Source organism: Mycolicibacterium brumae (genome assembly GCF_025215495.1).
GTDB classification, from domain to species: Bacteria; Actinomycetota; Actinomycetes; order Mycobacteriales; family Mycobacteriaceae; genus Mycobacterium; species Mycobacterium brumae.
This window is the reverse complement of sequence record NZ_CP104302.1, coordinates 3,755,090-3,779,101: the sequence shown is the minus strand read 5'-3', so window position 1 is coordinate 3,779,101 and position 24,012 is coordinate 3,755,090. Positions and strand designations below refer to the sequence as shown.

Genomic DNA, 24,012 nt, shown 5'->3' with positions numbered 1-24,012 from the left:
CCGGCTCAGTCCCGCAGCGTCTCGCGCAGCGCGGCCAGTTCCTCGTCGGTGACACCGGCCGCGCTCAGATAGCCGGTCACCGAGCCGAAGTCGGCCTCGACGCGGGCCAGCGCGCCGTCGAGGTACTCCGGGCGCACGCCCAGCACGTCGTCGGACAGCCGCGCCCGCGCGTAGGCCTCGGCGTCGGCGGGCAGGTTCCCGCCGAGCTGGGTCCGGATGCGCTCGGCGATCTGCGCGCGCAACTCCGGCGCGGCGTTGTTGCTGGCCAGGTAGTCGTCCATGATGGTGGAGCGGTCCACCCCGACCGCTTCGAGCACCACGGCCACCGAGAAACCGGTGCGGTCCTTGCCGGCGAAGCAGTGCGTCAGCACCGCAGAACCCGCGGCCAGCAGCCGCGCGGTCTCGCGCAGCGCCCGCTGCGCGCCATCGGCGGTGGCGAACCGCAGGTACTCCTCGGCCATGAAACGCCGGGCCTTGGCCGCGGCCGCCTCCGGGTCCGGGTGTTCTTTCACCAGCCGGGCGAACGCGTGCTCGTGCGGCGCCACGTCGTCGTCGGGCATCTTGTCGCCGGTGAGCACTTCGACGAACGGCAGCGCGTGCACCCGCACGCTCGCCGGCACCCGGTCGGCGCCGTGCCGGCGCACCTCGGGTGTGCTGCGCAGGTCGGCTACGTCGCGGATCCAGAGCTGCTCCAGCTGCCGCGCACCGGTCTCGTCGAGTTGGGTCAGTTCGCCGGATCGGAACAGCCGACCGGGCCGGATCGCCCCCGACGTCGACGACGCGACGTCGCGGAAATTCCAAGCCCCGGACAGCATTCCGGTCACTTCGGGACGGCCGCGGCGGCCAGTGGGCTCTTGTCGGCGGACAGCTCGGCGCGGGCGATGCTGCGCAGGTGGACTTCGTCGGGTCCGTCGAAGATCCGCATGGCGCGCTGCCAGCCGTACATCCGGGCCAGCGCGGTGTCATCGCTGACTCCGGCCGCGCCGTGCACCTGGATCGCCCGGTCGAGGACGTTGCAGGCCATGGTCGGGGCGACGGCTTTGATTTGGGCGACCTGATTGCGGGCGGCCTTGTTGCCGTGCTGGTCGATGGTCCAGGCGGCCTTCTGGCACAGCAGCCGGGCCTGGTCGATCTCGTTGCGCGACACCGCAATCGAGTGCTGCACCATGCCCTGGGCGGCCAGCGGCTTGCCGAACGCGATTCGACGGCTGGCCCGATCCACCATCAGCGCCAGCGCCCGCTCGGCGACCCCGATCGCGCGCATGCAGTGGTGGATGCGGCCGGGGCCCAGCCGGGCTTGGGCGATGGCGAAACCGCCGCCTTCCTCGCCCAGCAGGTTCGACGCCGGAACCCGTACGTTGTCGAAGATGATCTCGGCGTGCCCGGGCTGGTCGATCCAGCCGAAAACGCTTGTGGAGCGCAGGATCTGCACTCCCGGAATGTCGACGGGCACCAGCACCATGGACTGCTGCTGGTGCGGGGCGGCGTCGGGATTGGTGCGCCCCATCACGATCAGGATCTTGCAGCGTGGATCATTCGCGCCGGAGGTCCACCACTTGTGGCCGTTGATGACGTACTCGTCGCCGTCGCGGACGATCTCGGTCTGGATATTGCGCGCGTCGCTAGAGGCCACGGCCGGCTCGGTCATCGAGAACGCGCTGCGGATCTCGCCCTCGAGCAACGGCTGCAGCCAGTCCCGGCGCTGCTCCTCGGTGGCGAACAGGTGCAGGGTTTCCATGTTGCCGGTGTCCGGCGCCGAACAGTTCAGCGCCTCGGGCGCGATCTCGGTGCTCCACCCGGAGATCTCCGCCAGCGAGGCGTACTCGGTGTTCGTCAGACCGGACTCGGCGGGCAGGAAGAGGTTCCACAGCCCGAGTTCGCGGGCCTCGGCCTTGAGTTCCTCCACGATGGGCGGCACGGTGTGATCGCCCGGTCCGGCCGCGGCGCGGAAGGCGTCGTAATCCTCCTCGGCGGGAAGCACCCGGGTCACCATGAACTCGGTGAGGCGCTGCTGGTAATCCAAAGCTCGATCCGAGGGGGCGAAGTCCATGGCAGCCACGATATGACACGTGTCTATTGGGTGGCGCCGTCGGTAGGGTCTGGCCTCATGAGAATGCGGGTGTTGATCGCGGTGGTGGTGCTGCTGCTGCCCGGGCTGGCGGTCAACGCCGTCCTCGTCGGCCGTGCCGAGCGCGCGGCCGAGCCGTTCGGCGGGGGAGAGGTGCTGGCACTCGACGGCCCCGATCTCAACATCCGCAGCTACGGTGGCGAAGGCCCGCCGATCGTGTTGCTGCACGGCTACGCCTCATCGATCCAGTGGTGGGAGCCGGTCGCGGACCGGCTGGCGGTGGCCACCGGACGACGGGTGATCGCCATCGACCTGGTCGGCCACGGCGGATCCGAGGCGCCCCGTGACGCGGCCGACTACGGCGCCGACGGCCAGGCCGCCGCGGTGATCGAGGCACTGGGCGCCCTGGGCGTCGAGCACGTGGCGCTGGTTGGGCATTCGATGGGTGGCGGGGTGGCCACCGCGGTCGCCGAGTCCGCCCCGGAGTTGGTCGACAAGGTGGTGGTCGTCGACACCTACGGCGACGCGGGATTGAAGTCCATGCCGGCGTTGGGCGAAGCGGTCTGCTGGCCGCTGCTCGGACCGGCGCTGGACCGGTTCCGGGCCATCGACGCCGTCGACAAGAGCTCGCTGCAGACCGGGTTCGCGCCCGACTACCCGGTGCCGGAGTTCGCCTACCGCTCGCTGCAGCGGCTCACCCACACCGGGGTCTGCGACTCGACCGTGATCGACGACCTGAACGCGACACGGCCGGTGGCCGAGCGGCTGGCCGGTCTGGGCCGGCCGGTGCTGGTGCTCTGGGGTGAGCACGATGTGCTCACCCCGACGGAGCCGAACGTCCGCCGGTACGCCGATGCGGGCTTGGCGCCGACGGTGATCGCCGGGTCCGGGCACAGCCCGATGGTGGAGAAGCCCGACGAGTTCCTGGCCGCGGTGACGCCGTTTCTACGTTAAAGCGAGGCCAGGATGTCGTTGACCCGGTCTCGGGCGTCGCCGAACAGCATCTGGGTGTTCTCCCGGAAGAACAGCGGGTTCTGCACGCCGGCGTAACCGGAGGCCATCGACCGCTTGAACACGATGACGTTGTCGGCGTCCCACACCGTCAGCACCGGCATGCCGGCGATCGGTGAGCCCGGATCCTCGGCGGCGGCCGGGTTGACGGTGTCGTTGGCGCCGATCACCAGGACCACCGAGGTGCCGTCGAAGTCCTCGTTGATCTCGTCCATCTCGAGCACGATGTCGTAGGGCACCTTCGCCTCGGCCAGCAGCACGTTCATGTGGCCGGGCAGCCGGCCGGCCACCGGGTGGATGCCGAACCGGACGTTGACGCCACGCTCGCGCAGCTTGCGGGTCAGGTCGGCGACGCCGTACTGCGCCTGCGCCACGGCCATGCCGTAGCCGGGGGTGATGATCACCGAGTCGGCGCCGCGCAGCAGGTCGGCGGCCCCTTCGGCGTTGATCTCGCGGTGATCGCCGTAGTCCTTGTCCTCGGCCGGGCCGGCTTCGATGCCGAAACCGCCGGCGATGACGGAGATGAACGACCGGTTCATCGCCTTGCACATGATGTAGGACAGGTAGGCGCCGGAGGAGCCGACCAGCGCGCCGGTGATGATCAGCAGGTCGTTGCCGAGCAGGAAGCCGGCGGCCGCGGCGGCCCAACCGGAGTAGCTGTTGAGCATCGACACCACGACGGGCATGTCGCCGCCGCCGATGGAGGCGACCAGGTGCCAGCCGAGCAGCAGCGCCAGCACGGTGACGGCGGCCAGCAGCCACAGCTGCAGGGTCGGGTCGTCGGCGATGACGAACCACACGGTCAGCGCGATGAAGGCGACCAGCGTGCCGATATTGATGAGGTTCTTGCCGGGCAGCATCATCGGCGCGGACTTCATCTTCGCCGACAGCTTGAGGTTCGCCACGATGGAACCGGTGAAGGTCACCGCGCCGATGAACACGCCGATGACCACCTCGGCCGAGTGGATGCCGAGCATGCCGTCGGCGGCCATCGCGACGGCGTCGGCGCCGTCCGGGTGCGCCTCGATGTGCAGGTAGCCGTTCCAGCCGACCAGCACCGCGGCCAGACCCACGAAGGAGTGCAGCAGCGCGATGAGCTCGGGCATGCCGGTCATCTCGACCTTCTTGGCCTTCCACAGCCCGATCGCGGCGCCGATGGCCATGGCGCCGAACATTAGCGCGACGCCGACGGGCTCCAGGGAGTTGTTGAACGCCAGCGTGATGGTCGCGATCAACGCGATGGCCATACCGCCGATACCGAAGCTGATGCCGGCGCGGGAGGTCTCGTGCTTGCTCAATCCCGCCAGGGACAGCACGAACAGCAGCGCAGCCACCACGTAGGCGGCGTTGGCGATCAGCTTCAGGTGGTCCGACGACGCGCCCTCGGCCGCGGCGGCGAGCAGGTTCAGGTTTTCCAGCATTGAATCGTTCCGATCAGGTTGGGGAGCGGGTCGGCGCTAGCTGCGGGAGAACATCGCGAGCATGCGGCGCGTCACCGCGAAGCCGCCGAAGATATTGATGCTGGCCAACAGGATGGCGATGGTCGCCAGAGCCGCGATGGCGGGGTTCGCGTCGCCGACCTGGAGCAGGGCGCCGACGACGATGATGCCGGAGATCGCGTTGGTCACCGACATCAGCGGGGTGTGCAGCGCGTGGTGCACATTCCCGATGACGTAGTAGCCGATCACGATGGCGAGGGCGAAGACCGTCAGGTGCATCTGCAGTGCGGCCGGGGAGATCGCCAGCAGCAGGAAGATGACCGCGGCCGCGCCGAACGCGATGCCCAGCCGGCGGCCCGTGGTCATCGGCTCCTTGGCCGGGGCGGGCTCCACCGGGGCGGCCTTGGCGGCAGCCGGGGCGGCCGAGACCTGCACCGGCGGCGGCGGCCAGGTCACGTCGCCGTCGCGCACGACGGTGACCGAGCGCTGCACCACGTCGTCGAAGTCCAGCACGAGCTGGCCGTCCTTCTCCGGGGTCAGCAGCTTGAGCAGGTTCACCAGGTTGGTGCCGTAGAGCTGGGAAGCCTGGGCCGGCAGTCGGCCGGCCAGGTCGGTGTAGCCGATGATCGTCACGCCGTTGTCGGTGACGATCGCCTCGTCCTTGACGGTGCCCTCGACGTTGCCGCCGTTGGCCGCGGCCATGTCGACGATCACGCTGCCGGCCTTCATCGAGGCCACCATCTCGCCGGTGATGATGCGCGGCGCCGGGCGCCCCGGGATCAGCGCGGTGGTGATGATGATGTCGACGTCCTCGCACTGCTCGGCGTACAGCGCCGCCTCGCGTGCCTTGTAGTCGTCGCCCATCTCCTTGGCGTAGCCGGTCGCCGACACCTCGGCGTTCTCGTCCTCGATGGACAGGTATTCACCACCCAGGGAGCGGACCTGGTCGGCGACCTCGGGGCGGGGATCGGTGGCGCGGACGATCGCGCCCAGGCTGCCGGCGGCGCCGATGGCGGCCAGGCCGGCCACGCCGGCGCCCACCACCAGCACTTTGGCCGGGGGCACCTTGCCGGCCGCGGTGACCTGGCCGGTGAAGAACCGGCCGAAGGCGTGCGCGGACTCCACGACGGCGCGGTAGCCGGCGATGTTGGCCATCGAGCTCAGCACGTCCATGGACTGCGCCCGGGAGATCCGGGGCACCGCGTCCATGGCCAGCACGGTGATCGGGCGGGTGGCCAGCTGTTCGACCAGTTCCGGCTTGAGCCCGGGGGAGATCAGGCCGATCACGGTGGCGCCGTCGCGGAACGCGGCGATCTCGGCGGCGTCGGGGGCGTTGACCTTCAGCACCACCTCGGCGCCGAGGGCCTGCTCGCGGGCCACGATGTCCGCGCCGGCCTCGACGTAGGCCTCGTCGGTGAAGCTGGACGCGGCGCCGGCGCCGGTCTCCACCGCGACGGTGTAGCCGATCTTGATCAGCTGGGAGACGGTTTGCGGCGTCGCGGCGACGCGGGTCTCACCAGGCGAAGACTCGTGCGGAATACCGATGAGCATCGATTTCGGTCCGATCTGGTTGGTCCGTCAGGGTGTCGCCGGGCGCGGGCCGCAGGCGATCACTGCAGGAGTGTCAACGCAACAGTGTAAGAGCCGGGTAAGACGTGGCCTAACCGGGCTGCGCCCCGGCGTCCCGTCATGACGCTAGACTAACCGACTAGTTGATTGGGAGGTCCGTCGTCGGACCGTGACGCTGGGAGGCCGGGCATGCAGTCCGATAATGGGCTCAGCCGCCGCGAGGAACTGTTGGCCGTGGCGACCAAACTGTTCGCCACCCGCGGCTACCACGGCACCCGGATGGACGACGTCGCCGACGTCGTCGGCCTGAACAAGGCGACCGTCTACCACTATTACGCCAGCAAATCGCTGATCCTGTTCGACATCTACCAGCGGGCCGCCGAGAGCACCCTGGCGGCCGTGCACGTCGACCCGAGCTGGTCCGCGCGCGAAGGGCTCTACCAGTACACGGTGCGGTTGCTCACCCAGATCGCCGCCAACCCCGAGGGCGCCGCGGTGTACTTCCAGGAACAGCCCTACATCCAGGAGTGGCTCACCCCCGAACAGGTCGACGAGGTTCGGGCCAAGGAAGTCCAGGTTTATGAGCACCTGCACGGGCTGATCGACCGCGGCATCGCCAGCGGCGAGTTCTTCGACTGTGACTCGCACGTGGTGGCGCTGGGCTACCTCGGCATGACCATGGGCGCCTACCGCTGGCTGCGCCCCAGCGGACGCCGCAGCGCCGTCGAGATCGCGCAGGAGTTCAGCACCGCGGTGCTGCGCGGCCTGATCCGCGACGAGTCCATCCGCACCGGGTCGCCGCTGGGCGACGCGGCAGGCGCGTGACGCTCAGCCCGCCGCATTAGGATCGGCCGATGCCCATTGTGAGCAAGACCGTGGAAGTCGCCGCCGACGCCGCGCTGATCATGTCCATCGTCGCGGACTTCGAGGCGTACCCGCAGTGGAACGAAGAGGTCACCGGCGCCTGGGTGCTGCACCGCTACAACGACGGCCGGCCCAGCCAGCTGCGGCTCGATATGAAGGCGCAGGGATTCGAGGGCGTGTTCATCCAGGCCGTGTACTACCCGGGCGAGAACCAGATCCAGACCGTCATGCAGCAGGGCGAGCTGTTCTCCAAGCAGGAGCAGCTGTTCTCGGTGGTAGCCATGGGCCCGACCGCGCTGCTGACCGTCGACCTGGATGTGGAGACCTCGCTGCCCGGGGTGCCGTCCATGATGGTCAAGAAGCTGGCCAACGACGTGCTGGACCACCTCGCCGACGCGCTGAAGAACCGCGCGGAGCAGCTGTCGGCCGGCTGAGATGGGCGCGCGTATGGGAGTGAGAATCGCCGCGGCGCTGGCCGTCGGCGCCCTACTCGCCGGCTGCGGCTCGCCGGTGGACGAGCCCGAGGAGACCACCGCGGCCGCCGACACCGCATTCGGCGCCGAGCCCGACGGCGGATACGACGTCGGCCGGCTCTCTGACGCCGCCGACATCTTCCCGGAGGGCTACGACGTCAAGAGCATGCCGGTGGCGGTGCTGACCCGCGAGGAAGCCGATCAGATCGCCGGAATGTACGACTCGATCCAGATCAGCTTCGACCCGCCGCATTGCCGCTCGCTGTCCACCCCGTTCCGGCTGACCGAGGGATCGGCCACCGGCGGATCCCGCTCGGTGAAGCCCGCCACCATCGTGGTGATGGCCTCCCGGCTGTCGGTGCCCAACCCCGATCCGGTGGTCGACGCCAGTTGCGCCAAGGTCACCATGGACGCGCCGGGCGTGATGACCGGCGTCGCGACGGCCATCGACGCCCCGCAGATTCCCGACGTCACCACCCTCGCGGTCAAATCGGTGGTCGACGGCCAGCAGTCCGGTATGGCGGCCCAGCGTGAGTCCTACACCATGGTCGCGGTGCTCAGCGACCGCACCTCGGTGATGGTGCAGGGCGAGAAGGACCCCAAGCTGCTGGGGGACATGCTGGTCAAAGCTGTGGAGAAGTTGCGCGCTTAAGCGCATTGTTTTTGCGCTGGGCCCGCTGCGCAAAACCCTCCGCAAGCTCCGGGCATTGCTTGCGACCCAGCGGGACTCAGGCGAACCCGAGCCAGCTGGGCAGCGCGCGCTCGCGGGAATCGCACAGCACCGCCTGGGTGTCGCACGACCCCTTCGGCACACCCGCGCCGGACCACATGCCGCCGGTGTCGCGGCGCAGCACAATCGCCGACGACCCGCCGCCGTCGAGCAGAATCGCGGTGTCGCTGCCCATCGCCCGGTACAGGTCCTGGATCTGGTCGGGGGTGTAGGAGCCGCCCTGGAATACGTAGAACTGGTCGCTGGCCCGGTTGTAGCCGATCGCGGTGCGGGCCGCCGACGGTCCGCCGTCGTTGAGCTGGCCGGTGTCGCCCGGCGCGAGCAGCCCGATGCCGGCGACCGCGACGAATCGGCTGTTCTGGTTCACCAGGCTGTTGATGGTCGGCCCGGCGGCGTCGTAGTCCTGCGGGCCCTTCGGCGCGATGACGTAGGGGGCGCCCCCGACCGGCAGGATCATCGTGGTCAGGGCGGTCCAGACCTCGTTGCCGCCGGAGAGTCCCTGTTTGCCGCCGTAGGCGATGTTCCCGGTGACCGCGGCGTTGGCCCGGCCCATGCCGCGGGTGTTGTCCACCCAGGCGCCCAGCGGGGACGAGCAGCCGGTGGATTTCCACGAGCCGCCCTTCTGTCCGCGCACGTCGAAGAAGTTGGCGTTGATCGCGATGGTCGGCTGGCCCAGCGCGTACCAGGCGGCCACCGGCGGGTAGGTCTCCGACGCCTGCACCAGCCCCTCGGAGGTGCGGGCCCGCGGATCGCGCTCGCAGCGGGCCTGCTGGCCGGAATGGCTGTCCACGAGCAGCCGGGGAGTCAACCGCGCCGACGCGTTCTTGACGATCATCAGGCGGCCGCCGTTGTTGAGCTCGTACCAATTGCCGGCCGCGTTGAGCATCGGCGCAGGGAAGCCGCTGCCGAAGTTGTAGACCAGGTAGCTGCCCTTGGTGTTGGCGATCGCGCCGGCCAGCAGATCACGGCCGGCGGCTGCGGCGCCCGGGATGCCGACCGTCGTCGCCGAGACGGCGCACAGCATCAGCGCAGCGGCGCCGGTGGCGGCCCGCCGGAGCATTTTCGCAGCTGTCCCCACTCGTCGCCCTTTCGGCGGATCCAACTCGGCAGTTCACTGTGAAACCCCATGGGTCACACTGTCAACTTTGGTCACAGGTAAATGACGGATGGGTGGCGGCCGGGTTCCGGTTCGGGCGAACCGGCTGCGCGCCGCGCCGACGGGCTTAGCCTGCGGGCGCGCGGACGAAACTTCCGCAGGCCTTCGTTTGCGACTAAGCGGCCAACTGGTTGGCCGGGAGTTTAAGGTGGCGGCATGGATATCACCGGAGCAAGTGCAATCGTCACCGGCGGCGCGTCGGGCATCGGCGCCGCCGCGGCCCGCCAGCTGGCCGCTAAGGGCGCCATCGTCGTCGTCGCCGACCTGCAGGAGGAAGCCGGCGGCAAGCTCGCCGAGGAGATCGGTGGCGCGTTCGTCAAGGTCGACGTCACCAACACCGAGCAGATCATCGAAGCAGTCAATAAGGCGACCGAGCTCGGACCGCTGCGCGCCCTGGTGAACTCCGCCGGCGTCGGCTGGGCCCAGCGCACCGTCGGCAAGGACGGCGAGTTCGCCTCCGCCCACGACCTGGAGCTGTACAAGAAGGTCATCAACATCAACCTGGTCGGCACCTTCGACTGCATCCGACTGGCCGCCACCGCGATGGGCCGCAACGAGCCGCTGGAATCCGGCGAGCGCGGCGCGATCGTCAATATGGCCAGCGTCGCGGCCTTCGACGGCCAGATCGGCCAGGTCGCCTACTCGTCGTCCAAGGGCGGCGTCGTCGGCATGACCCTGCCGGCCGCCCGCGACCTGTCCGCCATCGGCGTCCGGGTCAACACCATCGCCCCCGGACTGATCGACACCCCGATCTACGGCGAGGGCGAGTTCGCCGAGCAGTTCAAGGCCAACCTGGGCAAGTCGGTGCTGTTCCCGCACCGGCTCGGCAAGCCCGACGAGCTGGCCTCGATGGTCGTCGAGCTGATCACCAACTCCTACATGAACGCCGAAGTGGTGCGTGTCGACGGCGGCATCCGGATGCCCCCGAAGTCCAACTGAGCGCCAACGCCGCATGAACCGCGCGCCAACGGCCCCGGCCGGCGCGCGGTTCTTGCTGCGGCGGCCGGGGATCGGCGCAATGATGATCCGGTGACCACCGAGCGCAACACCAAACTGTCCATCGTCGGCGCCGGCAGCGTCGGAACCGCCATCGCCTACGCCTGCCTGATCCGTGGCTCGGCCGGGGCCATCGCGCTCTATGACCTGGCCGCGGCGAAGGTGCGGGCCGAGGTGCTCGACCTCAACCACGGCAGCCAGTTCGTGCCGCACTGCCGGGTCACCGGGTCCGACGACCTCGACGTCACCGCCGACTCGGCCATCATCGTGGTCACCGCCGGGGCCAAGCAGAAACCGGGCCAGACCCGGCTCGACCTGGCGGCCTCCAATGTCGCGATGGCCCGCACCCTGACCCCGCAGTTGCTGGAGCGCTCGCCGAATGCCGTCATCGTCTACGTCACCAACCCGGTCGACGTGGTGACCTATGCGGCCATCCAATCCGTCGACGTCGCGCCGGGACGGATCTTCGGCTCCGGCACCGTGCTCGACTCCAGCCGGTTCCGCTACCTGATCGCCGAGCGGGCCGGTCTCAACGTCGCCAACGTGCACGGCCTGATCGTCGGGGAACACGGCGACTCCGAGATCCCACTGTGGTCGGCGGTGTCCATCGGCGGGGTGCGCGCCGACGAGTTCCGCCGCGACGGCCGCCTGGTGTTCGACGAGCAGGCGCGGGCGCAGTTGTCCTCCGACGTCGTCAACGCCGCCTACGAGATCATCAACGGCAAGGGCGCGACGAACCTGGCCATCGGGCTGTCCTCGGCCCGGATCGTCGAGGCGGTGCTGCGCGATCAGCACGCGGTGATGCCGGTGTCGACCCTGCAGACCGGGGCCTTCCAGATCTCCGACGTCTGCCTGTCGCTGCCGACCCTGGTCACCGCCGCCGGCGCCGGCCGGGTCTTCGAGATTCCGCTTGCGGTGCCCGAACTGCTCGGGCTGCAGAGCTCCGCGCAGACCCTGCGGGACACCTGGGCGTCGGTCAACGCGCCCGACCCGCAGGAGTAACAGACCGTTACGATGGGGCGCATGGCCACGACCGGCGCCGAGCGCAGCTTCGACGGGGTGGACGGCACCCGCATCGTGTACGACACCTGGACACCCGAGGGCGAGGTGCGCGGCGTGGTCGTGCTGTCGCACGGTCTCGGCGAGCACGCCGGCCGCTATCACCACGTCGCGCGGCGGTTCGGTGACGCCGGGTTGGTCACCTACGCGTTGGATCACCGCGGGCACGGCCGCTCCGGCGGCAAGCGGGTGCTGCTGCGCCGGATGAGCGAGTACAGCACCGACTTCGCCACCCTGGTAGGCATCGCCGGGCGCGAACACCCCGGGGTGCCCAAGATCGTGCTCGGCCACAGCATGGGCGGCGCGATCGTCTTCACCTACGGCTGGGAGCGGCCCGAGGACTACGACCTGATGGTGCTGTCCGGCCCCGCGGTGGCCGCGCACGACGGGGTGTCGCCGGTGCTGCTCGCCGTCGCCAAGGGACTGAGCCGGATCGCGCCGGGGGCGCCGGTGCAGACCCTGGACTCGAACGCGGTGTCCCGCGACCCGAAGGTGGTGACGGCCTATCAGGAGGACCCGCTGGTCTGGCACGGCAAGGTGCCGGCCGGCATCGCCGGCGAGCTGATCCGGGTCGGCGAGAGCATGCCGACCCACGCCCACGCGATCGACCGGCCGCTGCTGGTGGTGCACGGAAGCGACGACACGCTGGTTCCCTACCGCGGGAGCGAGCGGCTGGTCAAGGCCGTCGGCTCCGACGATGTGCAGCTGCTGGTCTACCCGGGCCTCTACCACGAGGTGTTCAACGAGCCCGAGCAGAAGGTGGTGCTCGGCGACGTGGTGTCCTGGATCGAGGCGCGGATTTGAGGCCCGTGTGTATCTATGCACAGGGTGGGGCTCCGCTGAAGTGCCGGGTCGGTGACGCCGTCCTAATCTGCGCCCATGGCTGAAGACAAGATGCTCGCGCGGATCGCCGCGCTGTTGAGACAGGCCGAGGGGACCGACAATCCGCACGAGGCCGAGGCGTTCATGGCGGCCGCGCAACGGCTGGCCACCGCGACCGCGATCGACCTGGCGGTGGCCCGGTCACATGCCGCCAAACGGGAAGCGGCGCAAACCCCGACGCAACGCACCGTCACCATCGGAGAACCGGGAACCCGCGGCCTGCGCACCTATGTGCAGCTGTTCGCGGTGATCGCGGCCGCCAACGATGTGCGCTGCGATGTGGCGTCCAACTCCACCTACGTGTACGCCTACGGATTCGCCGAGGACCTCGACGCCGTGCACGCGCTGTACGCCAGCCTGGTGGTGCAGATGGTGCGGGCGTGCGACGCGTACCTGGCCACCGGGGCGCACCGGCCGACGCCGACCATCACCGCGCGGCTGAACTTTCAGCTGGCCTTCGGTGGCCGGATCGGACAGCGGCTGGCCCAAGCCCGCGAGGAGGCCCGTGCGGAATCGGTCGCCAACCGCGCGAACGCGCCCGGAACCGCATTGGCGTTGCGCAACAAGGAAATCGAGCTGGTCGAGCACTACCGGAGCTCCTCCAAGGCCCGCGGGACCTGGCGGGCCGCCCGCGCCGACGCCGGTTACTCCTCGGCGGCGCGCCGGGCCGGTGATCGTGCCGGCCGACAGGCCCGGCTGGGGGCCAGCCCGGAACTGCCCGGCTCCCGCAGACGCTTGCGGCCGTGAGCCTCCGCGACATCCAGCGCTCGAAGGTTTACGCGGCCGAGACTTTCGTCCGCACGATATTCGACCGCGCGGCCGAAACTGGTTTAGGCCCAATCGATTTCTTCGGCGAGCAGATCACCTTGCCGCCGGAGGCGAAGTTCTCCTCCGTCGAAGCTGTGCAGGACTACGTGGACCGGGTGCTGGAGCTGGTCGGCCACCGATGGCCGGCGCCGTCCGTGCGGGTGCGGGCCCGCCGCGGTGTCACCGCCGCGCACTACGAGCCGACCAGTTCGACCATCGCAGTGCCGGAGCGTCAGAGTCGTTGGGCGCTGCGGGAATTGGTGGTGCTGCACGAGATCGCGCACCACCTCAGCTCAGCGGCGCCGGCCCACGGGCCGGAGTTCACCGGCACCTTCTGCGAGTTGGCCGCCGCGGTGATGGGCCCGGAGGCCGGTCATGTGCTGCGGGTGGTCTACGCCAAGGAAGGCGCGCGCTGAATCAGCCGCGCAGCGCGGAGGCGAAGATCTTCGGCAGTTTCAGCCACGAGGGATGGCCGGCGAAACGGACCAACAGCCGTCCGGTGGTGGCCGCGGTTTTGTTGTTGACGAACCACGGCGGCTTCGGGGCGATGGACATCTCGCCGCCAACCACCGAGCGCGGCGACGGACGGAACGGCCCGCGGACCACCGTGCGCTCGGTATTGTCCAGCAAGAAAGCGTTGTGCACCACGCCGATTCCGCTCTGCACGTCGTTGCGGGTGTGCCCGGGGAACGCGCCCCAGGTGGCCGTCGCGGTGAGATAGCCGACGGCGGTCCAGGCGTTCACCGCGACCGTGCCGTAGCGCAGGCCCGCGATGAAATCGTCGAAAGAGGCGCCCATCGACTTGATGGTGGCCGGCTCGGCGATGATGTTCGCGCCCAGGGTGCCGACGAAGTCGTCGTTCACCACCCGGGTGGCCTCGGCGGCGAAATCGGCGTCGGGGCAGTCGAGTTCGATCACACCCAGCACCGGCCCGAAGTACTCGGTGGTCCGCAGCGCGGCGTGGTCGTCGGGGTTGACGACGAGCACCCGCGCGCCGCCCTGGCCCAGTCGCTGCGCGTCGGGGTAGCTCTGGGTGGCCGAGGCGACCCGGGCGTCAGAACCCGGGTAGTAGGCGCTGCGGAACGGCGCCGCGTCGATCGCGGCGCGCAGCGCGTCGACGAACTGGTCACGCTGGGCCCACCGCGCGGGCAGCACCACGACCTGCGCGGCGATGCAGTTGTAGCCGTTGTTGTGCAGCCGCTGGGTCGCCACGTGCTGGGCCTGGAACTCGATGTCGGCCGCACTCCACTTGCCGGGCAGCACGATGGTGGGGGACACCCCGCCGAGCTCGCTGGTCACCGGCTTGTCCAGGATCGGCTCATCGGCGGCCTTGCGCGCGGCGCCGTCGGCCCCGACGCCGTAGACGATCGCGTCGTGGGTCAGCGAGCTGCCGGTCATGTGGACGTGGTCAACCAGGCGGTGCGACACGAGGTACTGACCGGTCTCCGCGCCGCCGGAGAGGATCCGGACCACGCCGAGGCCGATGAACGGCGCCAGCACCTTGGTCCACACCGGGAGCATGGCGTCGGTCACCGGATTGACCTTCAGGACCACCACGCGGTTGTGTGCGAACAGCTCGTAGAGGGTGTCCAGCGGCGCGATGGAGGAGATATTTCCCGCGCCGAGCACCGCGCTGATCCCCTTGGTGTGGCTGGGATCGCGCTGCGCCAGACCAGCTTCGCGGACCGCCTCGGCGGGGGTGACGCCGGGCCGCAACCACACCTCGGCGCTGAACCCGGACATCAGCAGCTTGTCGAAGACATCCAGCGGGAAGACCTTGACGCTGGTGCGGTCCCCGGGCGCCACGCCGAACTCCACGCCGGCCAGCGGGCTCTCGCCGGCTTCCAGCTTGGCCAAGGTCGCGGCCAGCGCGGCGGTGTTGGTCGCCACCGCGTACGGGCCGGAGAGCCATTCCTCGCCTCGCAGCGGGGAGTCCGCGGGCAGACCCTTGATCCCGGCGGCGGCCTCGACCCACTCGGCGGCGTGCGCGACGGTCAGGTCCCGGACCTCGTCGAGCAGCTCGCGACGACGGCTCAGCGGTGTCGCCGCCCACGTCTTCTCGCCGATGGCGAGATCTTCAAGGGCCTGGTCGACTGCGGCCGTGTCCGACATCGCCGCTCCTTCGCGCGGGCGGCGCCCCCATGACGCCACGTTGGCCTTACCGTACGTCACCGGCCGCGGTGGTCGTCAAAACGCTCGGCTCAGCTCAGCGGAGCTTCCCGGACGGTGTTGGAGTCCGAGGCGAGGGTCTTGCAGTACAGCTGGGCGGACACCAACTTGCCGTTGACCTCCATGTTCGCCGGCTCGCTGTTGCCGTCCTCGGAGATCATCTGCCTGATGACCCCGGTCTGGTCTTCCTTGTTCATCTTGTTGAATTCGCCGCAGGTGGTGTCCCCGCCCTTGGGCGCCACCGCCGAACATCCCGACAGCAACCCCGCCGCGCACAACGCCGCCGCGAGCGCGGCCCCGAACCTGACGCTTCCAGTTCTGCGCATGTTGGGGAACCTAACACCGCCGAGCACAGTTGCGGACCGATCTGCGGCGCTAGCGTGGTGCGGGTGAGTGAGACAACCCCCGCCGAAGTGGACGCCCTGTTGGACCAGATCCTGCTGGACCGAGACCCCGTGCTCGCCGAAGCGCTGGAAGCCAGCCGGGCCGCCGGTCTGCCCGATATCGCCATCTCGCCGCAGAGCGCCCAGTTGCTGGGGCTGCTGGTGAAGATCCGCGGCGGCCGCCGGGTGCTGGAGATCGGCACCCTCGGCGGGTACAGCACCATCTTCCTGGCCAGAGGCGTCGGCGCGGAAGGCTCCGTGGTGACGCTGGAGTACGAGCCGCACCACGCCGAGGTGGCCGCCGCGAATCTGCGCCGCGCCGGGCTGGACTACCGGGTGGAGATCGTCGTCGGCGCGGCCTTGGAGACGTTGCCGACGTTGCGCGGCCCGTTCGACCTGATCTTCATCGACGCCGACAAGGAGAATTACCCGGCCTACCTGGACTGGGCGGTGCGGCTGAGCGCGCCGGGCAGCGTGATCGTCGTCGACAATGTGGTGCGCCGCGGCCGGATCCTGTCGCATCACCAGGATGACGAGCAGGCCCGCGCGACGCTGGAGATGCTGGAGGCCATGGGACGGCGCCCCGAGCTGGACACCGCCGCCATCCAGACGGTCGGGGTCAAGGGCTGGGACGGCTTCGCGCTGGCGGTGGTGAAGCACCGCAGCCCGCGCCACGCCGCGCAGTAACTGTGCTGGAATACCCGGGTGCTGAGGACGAATATCGCGAGGTCGGGTCTGGTGGCGGGCGCGTTGCTGTTGGCCGGATGCTCGGGTTCCGGGCTGGACGGCGAGCCGACCGCGGCGACGTCGGTGGCCGGGGTGCCGTCGAGGTCGGCGAGTGCGGAGACGACTACGGTCACCCCGCCGCCTGCGGACACCCCTCTTGCCCGGGTTGAGGCGGCGCCGCGGGCCGACGAGGCGACGTATCACGATATGAGCTGGAACAGCGGCGGCCCGCTGACCTACTCCGAGGACTCGGTGTCCTTCCGGACGCCGAGCGGCAATATCGGCTGCCTGTGGTACGTGCAGACCGATATGGACATCGATCAGGTGGTCTGCCACCTGGCCGTCCGGGACACCCCGCCGACCCCGAAGCCCGCCGATTGCGGACCCGGGCCGGGCTGGGCGACCGACCACGTCGTTCTCGAACCCACCGGCGCGACCGACGGGATCTGCACGGGCGGGCTGCAGGTGCCGCTGGCGGCCAACGTGCTGCCCTACGGCAGCGCACTCGTCGCCGGTGATTACGGCTGCCTGTCCGAGGAGGCCGGCGTCACCTGCGCGCACACCGGCACCGGCCGGGCTTTCTTCGTCAGCCGGGAGAAGTTCGAGGCCTACTGAGCTCAGCTGCGCTGATGAGCTGAGCCCGCTGCGCGACTCAGCTGCAGACGGCGCCGACGGCGGCCGAGCCCACCAACTTCTGGTACTTGCCCAACACACCGGAGGTGTAGCGCGGGGGCAGCGGCGCCCAGCCCTCCTTGCGCGCCTCGAACTCGGCTTCGTCGACCAGCACGTCCAGCGTCCCGTTGCCGACGTCGAGGCGGATCCGGTCGCCGTCTTGGATGAACGCGATCGGGCCGGCGTCGACCGCCTCGGGCGCCACGTGCCCGACGCACAGGCCGGTGGTGCCGCCGGAGAACCGGCCGTCGGTCATCAGCAGCACGTCCTTGCCCAACCCGGCGCCCTTGATCGCGCCGGTGATGGCCAGCATCTCGCGCATACCCGGGCCGCCCTTGGGGCCCTCGTAGCGGATGACGACCACGTCGCCGGCGGTGATGGTGCCGTCCTCCAACGCGTCCAGGGCCGCGCGCTCGCGCTCAAAGACCCGGGCGGTGCCCTCGAAGACGTCGGAGTCGAAGCCGGCGGACTTCACCACCGCGCCCTCCGGCGCCAGCGAGCCGTGCAGGATGGTGATGCCGCCGGTCGGATGGATGGGACGCGACAGCGCGCGCAGCACCTTGCCGTCGGGGTCCGGCGGGGCGATGTCCTTGAGGTTCTCGGCCATCGTCGCGCCCGTCACGGTCATCACGTCGCCGTGCAGCAGCCCGGCGTCCAGCAGCGCTTTCATCACCACCGGAACGCCGCCGATGCGGTCCACGTCGTTCATCACGTAGGCGCCGAACGGCTTGACGTCGGCCAGGTGCGGAACCTTGGAGCCGATCCGGGTGAAGTCGGCCAGGCTCAGCGGCACGCCGGCCTCCCAGGCGATGGCCAGCAGGTGCAGCACCGCGTTGGTGGAGCCGCCGAACGCCATCACCACGGCGATGGCGTTCTCGAACGCCTCTTTGACCATGATGTCGCGGGCGGTGATGCCGCGGCGCAGCAGCTCCACCACGGCGTGCCCGCTGCGGCGGGCGAAGCCGTCGCGGCGGCGATCCGGGGCCGGCGGCGCGGCGCTGCCGGGCAGCGACATGCCCAGCGCCTCGGCGGCGCTGGCCATGGTGTTGGCGGTGTACATGCCGCCGCAGGCGCCCTCACCGGGGCAGATGGCGCGCTCGATGGTGTCGACGTCCTCGCGGCTCATCAGCCCGCGCGCGCACGCCCCGACCGCCTCGAACGCGTCGATGATGGTGACGTCCTTCTCGGTGCCGTCGCTCAGCTTGGCCCGGCCGGGCATGATCGACCCGGCGTAGAGGAAGACGCTGGCCAGATCCAGCCGGGCGGCGGCCATCAGCATGCCGGGCAGCGACTTGTCGCAGCCGGCCAGCAGCACGGAGCCGTCCAGGCGCTCGGCCTGCATGACGGTCTCCACCGAGTCGGCGATGATCTCGCGAGACACCAGGGAGAAATGCATGCCCTCGTGCCCCATCGAGATGCCGTCGGACACCGAGATGGTGCCGAACTCCATCGGGAAGCCGCCGGCCTCGAACACACCCTCCTTGACCACCTTCGCGAGGCGGTCCAGGGACAGGTTGCACGGGGTGATTTCGTTCCAGGACGAGGCCACCCCGATCTGCGGTTTGGCGAAGTCCTCGTCGTCCATCCCGACGGCGCGGAGCATGCCGCGCGCGGCCGCTCGCTCCAGGCCGTCGGTGACGTCGCGGCTGCGTGGTTTCAGATCGTGAGCTGCGGGCTGTGCAGGCTGGTCGGACATCGTTTAAGTATGACAACCTGGGCGTTTCTGATACCCCTCGGGGGTATTGCGGTAGGGTGGTGGCCATGACTTCCCAGCCGCTGAAAATTTTCGCCCGCGCCGGTATCGCCGTCATCGCCCTGCTGCTGGCGGTGTTCATGGTGTCGTGTTCGAAATCCGACGACGCCGCGCCCGGCCCGGATCACAACGACGCCGACGTCACCTTCGCCGAGCATATGATCCCGCACCACGAGCAGGCCATCGAGCTGGTGGAGCTGGTCGCCGGCCGCACCGACAACGCCGAGCTGCTGGAACTGGCCGCTCAGATCAGTGACGCGCAGCAGCCCGAGATCGACACCATGACCGCCTGGCTGCAGGAGTGGGGCCCGGCCGAGGCCACCGAAACCAGCGAGACCGAGCATCACGGCGACCACCACGGCTCCGGCGCCGACCCGGGCACGCACACCATGGCCGGCATGGTCGACGACGCCACCATGGCCAAGCTCAAGACGCTGAAGGGCGCCGACTTCGACAAGCTGTGGCTGGAGTCGATGATCGGTCACCACGAGGGCGCCATCGAGATGGCCAAGACCGAGGTCGCCGAGGGCCAGAACCCCGCTGCCACGGCGATGGCGCAGGAGATCATCGACAGCCAGCAGGCCGAGATCGACCAGATGCACACCATGCTCGGCCACGAGTGAGGACACATCCATGAGTGAGCACGTCGAGCACGGGTACGCCGCGAACAAGGAGGCCTACGCCAAGCGGCTGCGCCGCATCGAGGGCCAGGTCCGCGGCATCGCCAAGATGATCGACGAGGACAAGTACTGCATCGACGTGCTGACCCAGATCAGCGCGGTCACCAGCGCGTTGCAGTCGGTGGCCCTCGGTCTGCTCGACGAACACCTGGGGCATTGCGTCAGCCACGCAGTCGCCGAGGGCGGGCAGGAGGCCGACGCCAAGCTGGCCGAGGCGTCGGCCGCCATCGCCCGGCTGGTCCGGAGCTAGCGCAGGGTGCGGCCACCGTCACAGTGGCGAAGGTCGCACCTGCGCTAACGAAACCCGCCGCCGCGGCGATATCTGTGCAGGTCATTGGTTCGGCGCCGACGGCATCGGACCTGGTAGAGGCATTTCGGCGGCGGCAGGACCGCCCGCCGTTATGTCACACTGGATGGAACCCCCGAATTTTGGAGGATTTTGTGATGAGTACCCGAACCGCGCGCACGTTCGGCGCCGTCGTCGGCGCGGCCCTGATCACCGTGACCTCGGCGCTGGCCGCCGGTCCGGCGTCCGCCGATCCGGTGCTCCCGGGCATCGACCCGGTGCCCGCGCCGGTGGATCCCGCCGCGCCTGCCGACCCCACCGCGCCGGGCGCCGCGGAGACCACCGCCGCTGAGCCGCTGAGCCACTACGGCGCCCCCGCGGTGATCCCGGCCGGCACCCCCGCCGGTCAGAACCCGACCCCGTTCGTCGGCGAGCCGCCGTTCCGCCCGCCGTCGTTCAACCCGGTCAACGGGTCGATGGTCGGCGTGGCCAAGCCGATCTACATCAACTTCGCCGTCCCGATCGTCGACAAGCAGATGGCCGAGGACGCCATCCACATCACCTCCAACCCGCCGGTGCCCGGCCGGTTCTACTGGGTGACCGACAAGCAGCTGCGCTGGCGCCCGCAGGACTTCTGGCCGGCCAACACCGTCGTCAACATCGACGCGGGCGGCACCAAGTCCACCTTCCGCACCGGTGACTACCTGGTCGCGACCGTCGACGACGAGACCAAGACCATGGAGGTCATGCGCAACGGGAAGCTGGAGAAGACCTTCCCGGTGTCGATGGGCCGCGGCGGCAAGTGGGCGACCAAGAACGGCACCTACTACGTGCTGGAGAAGTTCGCCGACATGATCATGGACTCCTCCACCTACGGCGTCCCGGTCAACTCGGCCGACGGCTATAAGACCCCGGTCAAGGACGCCGTCCGGATCGACAACTCCGGCGTGTTCGTGCACGGCGCCCCGTGGTCGGTGGGCGCGCAGGGCAACAGCAACGTCAGCGCGGGCTGCATCAACCTGAGCCCGGCCAACGCCAAGTGGTTCTACGACAACTTCGGCAGCGGCGACCCGGTGGTCATCAAGAACACCACCGGCGGTTGGTACAACCAGCCCGACGGCGCCTCCGATTGGCAGATGTTCTAGCAGGTCAACGGCGGTAAGCCCGCGGTGTCGACGATGGTCGCCACCGCGGGCTTCGTCTTATCCGCCGACGGCAGCCAGGCCGCGACAATGCCCGCCCCGCTGGTGATCGCCGGGTACGGCGCCGTGGTGACCGCCCCGGAGTTGGTGTCGACGATCGTCGAGGACCGCCCGTCGGGCCCCGCGGCGAGCACGTACGGGCCGGCCACCAGCAGGTCCGCGCGGGGGAAGTCGCCGGTCACCTTCACCTCGCCGCTCTCGGCCGACCACCGTCGGATGCCGCCGTCGGCCGGCCAGGCGTAGCTGTCGCCGTCGGTGACGATGGCGGCCCGCTGATCGTCGGGGACGGCGTCGCGGACCGGGTCCGGCAGGTCGGTCGCCACGCCGACGGCGGATCGGCCCTCGTCGGCGCCCGCGCGAACATCCCAGACCAGGCCCGCGCCGCCGGCCCGCAGGTTGGCCATCATGCCCCGGGTGACGTCGGCGGTTTCACCGGAGGCCAGGTCGTAGGAGCGTAGCGTGCCCTGTCGCCGGGCGTAGGCGTCGCGGGTGAACCAGTACACGGTGCCGTCGACCAGGGCGACGGAGTCGATGGTCGCGGCGCCGTCGGCGAAGTCCTGTGCGCTGGTTTCGACGATGGTTTTGGCCTGCAGGTCGGCGCGATTGATCGCCACGATGCGGACCAGGGTGGGGATGACGCCGTTGGCGCCGCGCGGATTCCTCCGCACCCCGACCACCACCCAGTCGTCGTCGGCGGCGGCGAACCCGGCGTCCTGTTTGTCCGATTCGGGGACCGCGTACACCAGCGTCGGGGCCTGGTTGTCGCCGATCTGCACCACCTCGCGCAGCGTCCCGTCGTCGCGGGCGGCGAGCACCTCACCGCCGGGGGTGATGGCTAGCGGCGTCAGATCCCGGGCCCCGGAGTCGAACGCCGCCCGCCAGACGTCCGGCAGGGTCGCCGCGCAGGAGGCCCGGGTCACCGGTTCGTGCGCCGGGGCGTCGGCGCAGCCGGCCAGCAGCGAGGCGGTCACAACTGCCACGCCGCCCAGCGGCGCGAGGCGGTGTCGCAGCGAGGCCACGGGTCAGCTCCAGATGCGGACCCGCTGCGCGGGTTCCAGGAACAGTTCGTCGTCGGTGGCGACGTCGAAGGCGTCGTAGAAGGCGTCGATATTGCGGATGACGCCGTTGCAGCGGAACTCCGGCGGGGAGTGCGGGTCGGTCGCCAGCCGGCGGATGGCCTCGGCGTCGCGGGATTTGGTGCGCCACACCTGCGCCCAGCCGAAGAACACCCGCTGCACCCCGGTCAGACCGTCGATCACGGGTGCTTCGGCGCCGCCCAGTGACAGCTGGTAGGCCAGCAGCGCGATGGACAGGCCGCCGAGGTCGCCGATGTTCTCCCCGACGGTGAACGCGCCGTTGACGTGGTGCTCGGCGGTCAGCGCCTTCGGGGAGAAGCCGTCGTACTGCTCGATGAGAGCCTTTGTGCGCAAGCCGAATTCGGCGCGATCGTCGTCGGTCCACCAGTCCACCAGGTTGCCGTCGCCGTCGTACTTGGCGCCCTGGTCGTCGAAGCCGTGGCCGATCTCGTGGCCGATCACCGCGCCGATGCCGCCGTAGTTGGCGGCGTCGTCGGCGTCGGCGTCGAAGAACGGCGGCTGCAGGATCGCCGCCGGGAAGACGATCTCATTCATGCCCGGGTTGTAGTACGCGTTGACCGTCTGCGGTGTCATGAACCACTCGTCGCGGTCCACCGGACCGCCGAGTTTGGCCAGTTCGTGGTCGAAGTTCACCGCGTAGCCGCGCTGGTAGTTGCCGTACAGGTCGTCGCGGTCGATGCGCAGGCCCGCGTAGTCCCGCCACTTCGGCGGGTAGCCGATCTTGGCGGTGAACTTGTCCAGCTTGGCCAGCGCGCGACGGCGGGTCTCCGGGGTCATCCACTCCAGGTCGGTGATGCTGACCCGGTACGCCTCCCGCAGGTTGTGCACCAGCTCGTCCATCCGGGCCTTGTGCTCCGGCGGGAAATGCTTTGCCACATAGAGCTTTCCGATGGCCTCGCCCATCAGCGACTCGACCAGCGAGACGCCGCGCTTCCAGCGATCCCGGATCGCCTCGGTTCCGGTCAGGGTGCGACCGTAGAAGTCGAAGTCCGCGGCGACCAGCTCGTCGGTGAGGTAACCGGCGCGGGCCCGGATCACCCGCCAGCGCGCCCAGTCCCGCCAATCCTCGAGCGGCTCGGAGGCCCACAGCGCGGCGAATCCGGTCAGGTAATCCGGTTGGCGGACAACCAGTTCCGCGGCCTGATCTGGCGTAAGCCCGATCCCGGCCAGCCAGCCGGCCCAGTCGAAGCCGGGCGCCTGCTCGGCCAGCTCGGCGAACGCGCGAAGGTTGTAGCTGAGGTCCGCGTCGCGGCGTTTGACCACATCCCAGTGTGCGGCGGCGAGTTTGGTCTCCAGCGCGACGATCCGCGCGGCGGTCTCGTCGTGGTCGGCGCGATCCGGGAACGTCAGCGCCAGCATCCGGGCGATGTGCCGCGGGTACTCTGCCAGCACGCCCGCGTGCGCCGGGTCGCGGTAGTAGGACTCATCGGGCAGGCCCAGCCCGGACTGGGTCAGGTGCGTCAGGTAGCGGGTGGAGTCCTTGGAGTCGGTGTCGACGTAGAGCCCTACACCGCCGCCGACGCCGGTGCGGGCCAGCGATCCGAGCAGCGCCGCCAGCGCGTCGGCGTCGCCGGCGGCGTCGATCTGGGCGAGTTCGGCCAGCAGCGGGGCCAGGCCGCGGGCGGCCACGGTGTCCTCGTCGAGGAAGCTGGCGTACAGATCGCCGATGCGACGGGCGTCGGGCCCGTCCGGGTGGGCGGCTGCCTCGGTGATCAGATCGCGGACCTGCTCCTCGGCCCGGTCGTACAGGGTGCGGAACGCGCCGTCGGTGGCGCGGTCGGCGGGGATCTCGTAGTCATCCAGCCAGCGGCCGTTGACGTGTACGAACAGATCGTCTTGGGGGCGGACATCGGCGTCGACGAAGGCCAGGTCCAGGCCGGAGGGGATGCTCACTGCGGTCACCCAATCATCCTTACCAGAACGGGGGACTGCGCTCGTCGGCTCGGGAGCGTCGGACGTTGCGGGCGAGGTTTGTGGGGCGGCTGGGGGG

24 protein-coding genes are annotated in these 24,012 nt (G+C 69.7%); 14 read left to right on the top strand and 10 right to left on the bottom strand.

The window, feature by feature from the left end:
• Positions 1 to 5: 5 nt before the first annotated feature.
• Both L2Z93_RS18360 and L2Z93_RS18355 read right to left on the bottom strand, forming a co-directional pair.
• Positions 6 to 815, bottom strand: coding sequence for a tyrosine-protein phosphatase (locus tag L2Z93_RS18360; RefSeq protein ID WP_090588935.1), 810 nt, complete (start codon positions 813 to 815; stop codon positions 6 to 8).
• Positions 816 to 820: 5 nt separating this feature from the next.
• The gene (locus L2Z93_RS18355) at positions 821 to 2,050 is read right to left on the bottom strand and encodes an acyl-CoA dehydrogenase family protein (RefSeq protein WP_090588850.1); all 1,230 of its coding nucleotides are present in this window, start codon (positions 2,048 to 2,050) and stop codon (positions 821 to 823) included.
• Positions 2,051 to 2,107: 57 nt separating this feature from the next.
• Between L2Z93_RS18355 and L2Z93_RS18350 the strand changes: the two genes are divergently transcribed.
• Positions 2,108 to 3,022, top strand: coding sequence for an alpha/beta fold hydrolase (locus L2Z93_RS18350; RefSeq protein ID WP_090588849.1), 915 nt, complete (start codon positions 2,108 to 2,110; stop codon positions 3,020 to 3,022).
• Here L2Z93_RS18350 and pntB read toward each other — a convergent pair.
• On the bottom strand, positions 3,019 to 4,500 hold the full coding sequence (pntB, locus tag L2Z93_RS18345; protein ID WP_090588848.1) for a Re/Si-specific NAD(P)(+) transhydrogenase subunit beta: 1,482 nt from the start codon (positions 4,498 to 4,500) through the stop codon (positions 3,019 to 3,021). The genes L2Z93_RS18350 and pntB overlap by 4 nt on opposite strands.
• A 36-nt stretch (positions 4,501 to 4,536) precedes the next feature.
• Positions 4,537 to 6,069, bottom strand: coding sequence for a Re/Si-specific NAD(P)(+) transhydrogenase subunit alpha (locus L2Z93_RS18340; RefSeq protein ID WP_090588847.1), 1,533 nt, complete (start codon positions 6,067 to 6,069; stop codon positions 4,537 to 4,539).
• A gap of 207 nt (positions 6,070 to 6,276) precedes the next feature.
• On the opposite strand from L2Z93_RS18340, the gene L2Z93_RS18335 reads away from it, so the two are divergent.
• From L2Z93_RS18335 to L2Z93_RS18325, 3 genes are read left to right on the top strand one after another with little or no spacing between them, the layout of a single operon-like run.
• On the top strand, positions 6,277 to 6,912 hold the full coding sequence (locus L2Z93_RS18335; RefSeq protein WP_090588846.1) for a TetR/AcrR family transcriptional regulator: 636 nt from the start codon (positions 6,277 to 6,279) through the stop codon (positions 6,910 to 6,912).
• Positions 6,913 to 6,941: 29 nt separating this feature from the next.
• Positions 6,942 to 7,385: an SRPBCC family protein gene (locus L2Z93_RS18330; protein ID WP_090588845.1), complete on the top strand. Its 444-nt coding sequence runs from the start codon at positions 6,942 to 6,944 to the stop codon at positions 7,383 to 7,385.
• A gap of 13 nt (positions 7,386 to 7,398) precedes the next feature.
• Positions 7,399 to 8,076, top strand: coding sequence for a DUF5642 family protein (locus tag L2Z93_RS18325; protein WP_128111909.1), 678 nt, complete (start codon positions 7,399 to 7,401; stop codon positions 8,074 to 8,076).
• Positions 8,077 to 8,152: 76 nt separating this feature from the next.
• Here L2Z93_RS18325 and L2Z93_RS18320 read toward each other — a convergent pair whose 3' ends face one another.
• Positions 8,153 to 9,214 carry a phosphodiester glycosidase family protein gene (locus L2Z93_RS18320; protein WP_090588843.1) on the bottom strand — a complete coding sequence of 354 codons (1,062 nt, stop codon included), beginning with the start codon at positions 9,212 to 9,214 and terminating at the stop codon, positions 8,153 to 8,155.
• 252 nt (positions 9,215 to 9,466) lie between these two features.
• Between L2Z93_RS18320 and L2Z93_RS18315 the strand changes: the two genes are divergently transcribed.
• The 5 genes from L2Z93_RS18315 (at position 9,467) to L2Z93_RS18295 (ending at position 13,470) form a co-directional block, all read left to right on the top strand.
• A complete protein-coding gene (locus L2Z93_RS18315; protein ID WP_090588842.1) occupies positions 9,467 to 10,249 on the top strand; it encodes an SDR family NAD(P)-dependent oxidoreductase in 783 nt (260 codons plus the stop codon).
• A gap of 90 nt (positions 10,250 to 10,339) precedes the next feature.
• Positions 10,340 to 11,308, top strand: a complete 969-nt coding sequence (locus L2Z93_RS18310; RefSeq protein ID WP_090588841.1) for an L-lactate dehydrogenase — start codon at positions 10,340 to 10,342, stop codon at positions 11,306 to 11,308.
• A gap of 21 nt (positions 11,309 to 11,329) precedes the next feature.
• Complete coding sequence (locus tag L2Z93_RS18305) at positions 11,330 to 12,169, top strand: alpha/beta hydrolase (protein WP_090588840.1); 840 nt, start codon at positions 11,330 to 11,332, stop codon at positions 12,167 to 12,169.
• Between the two features lie 75 nt (positions 12,170 to 12,244).
• Entirely contained in the window at positions 12,245 to 12,994 is a 750-nt protein-coding gene (locus L2Z93_RS18300) for a DUF2786 domain-containing protein (protein ID WP_090588839.1), read from the top strand.
• Complete coding sequence (locus tag L2Z93_RS18295) at positions 12,991 to 13,470, top strand: TIGR04338 family metallohydrolase (protein WP_090588838.1); 480 nt, start codon at positions 12,991 to 12,993, stop codon at positions 13,468 to 13,470. Before L2Z93_RS18300 ends, L2Z93_RS18295 begins: the two co-directional genes overlap by 4 nt.
• A 1-nt stretch (position 13,471) precedes the next feature.
• Here L2Z93_RS18295 and L2Z93_RS18290 read toward each other — a convergent pair whose 3' ends face one another.
• Complete coding sequence (locus tag L2Z93_RS18290) at positions 13,472 to 15,166, bottom strand: aldehyde dehydrogenase family protein (RefSeq protein ID WP_090588837.1); 1,695 nt, start codon at positions 15,164 to 15,166, stop codon at positions 13,472 to 13,474.
• Between the two features lie 89 nt (positions 15,167 to 15,255).
• Complete coding sequence (locus L2Z93_RS18285; protein WP_234786109.1) at positions 15,256 to 15,549, bottom strand: hypothetical protein; 294 nt, start codon at positions 15,547 to 15,549, stop codon at positions 15,256 to 15,258.
• A gap of 63 nt (positions 15,550 to 15,612) precedes the next feature.
• Here L2Z93_RS18285 and L2Z93_RS18280 point away from each other — a divergent pair, with 63 nt between their 5' ends.
• Positions 15,613 to 16,293 (top strand): O-methyltransferase, encoded by a 681-nt coding sequence (locus L2Z93_RS18280; RefSeq protein ID WP_234786108.1) that lies wholly within the window; start codon positions 15,613 to 15,615, stop codon positions 16,291 to 16,293.
• An 18-nt stretch (positions 16,294 to 16,311) separates the two neighbouring features.
• Positions 16,312 to 16,947 (top strand): hypothetical protein, encoded by a 636-nt coding sequence (locus L2Z93_RS18275; protein WP_128111908.1) that lies wholly within the window; start codon positions 16,312 to 16,314, stop codon positions 16,945 to 16,947.
• 37 nt (positions 16,948 to 16,984) lie between these two features.
• On the opposite strand, the gene ilvD is transcribed toward L2Z93_RS18275, so the two are convergent.
• Positions 16,985 to 18,700 carry a dihydroxy-acid dehydratase gene (ilvD, locus tag L2Z93_RS18270; RefSeq protein ID WP_090588834.1) on the bottom strand — a complete coding sequence of 572 codons (1,716 nt, stop codon included), beginning with the start codon at positions 18,698 to 18,700 and terminating at the stop codon, positions 16,985 to 16,987.
• A 65-nt stretch (positions 18,701 to 18,765) separates the two neighbouring features.
• Between ilvD and L2Z93_RS18265 the strand changes: the two genes are divergently transcribed.
• The 3 genes from L2Z93_RS18265 to L2Z93_RS18255 all read left to right on the top strand — a co-directional run bounded on the left by L2Z93_RS18265 (position 18,766) and on the right by L2Z93_RS18255 (position 20,868).
• Positions 18,766 to 19,380, top strand: a complete 615-nt coding sequence (locus tag L2Z93_RS18265; RefSeq protein WP_090588934.1) for a DUF305 domain-containing protein — start codon at positions 18,766 to 18,768, stop codon at positions 19,378 to 19,380.
• A 10-nt stretch (positions 19,381 to 19,390) separates the two neighbouring features.
• Positions 19,391 to 19,687, top strand: a complete 297-nt coding sequence (gene ricR / locus L2Z93_RS18260) for a copper-sensing transcriptional repressor RicR (RefSeq protein WP_090588833.1) — start codon at positions 19,391 to 19,393, stop codon at positions 19,685 to 19,687.
• Between the two features lie 194 nt (positions 19,688 to 19,881).
• Positions 19,882 to 20,868 (top strand): L,D-transpeptidase, encoded by a 987-nt coding sequence (locus tag L2Z93_RS18255; RefSeq protein WP_090588832.1) that lies wholly within the window; start codon positions 19,882 to 19,884, stop codon positions 20,866 to 20,868.
• Here the strand turns inward: L2Z93_RS18255 and L2Z93_RS18250 are convergent.
• Positions 20,865 to 21,944, bottom strand: a complete 1,080-nt coding sequence (locus L2Z93_RS18250; RefSeq protein WP_090588831.1) for an NHL repeat-containing protein — start codon at positions 21,942 to 21,944, stop codon at positions 20,865 to 20,867. The two genes, L2Z93_RS18255 and L2Z93_RS18250, sit on opposite strands and share 4 nt — an antisense overlap.
• Positions 21,945 to 21,947: 3 nt before the next feature.
• Positions 21,948 to 23,924: a M13 family metallopeptidase gene (locus tag L2Z93_RS18245; RefSeq protein ID WP_090588830.1), complete on the bottom strand. Its 1,977-nt coding sequence runs from the start codon at positions 23,922 to 23,924 to the stop codon at positions 21,948 to 21,950.
• Positions 23,925 to 24,012 lie beyond the last annotated feature (88 nt).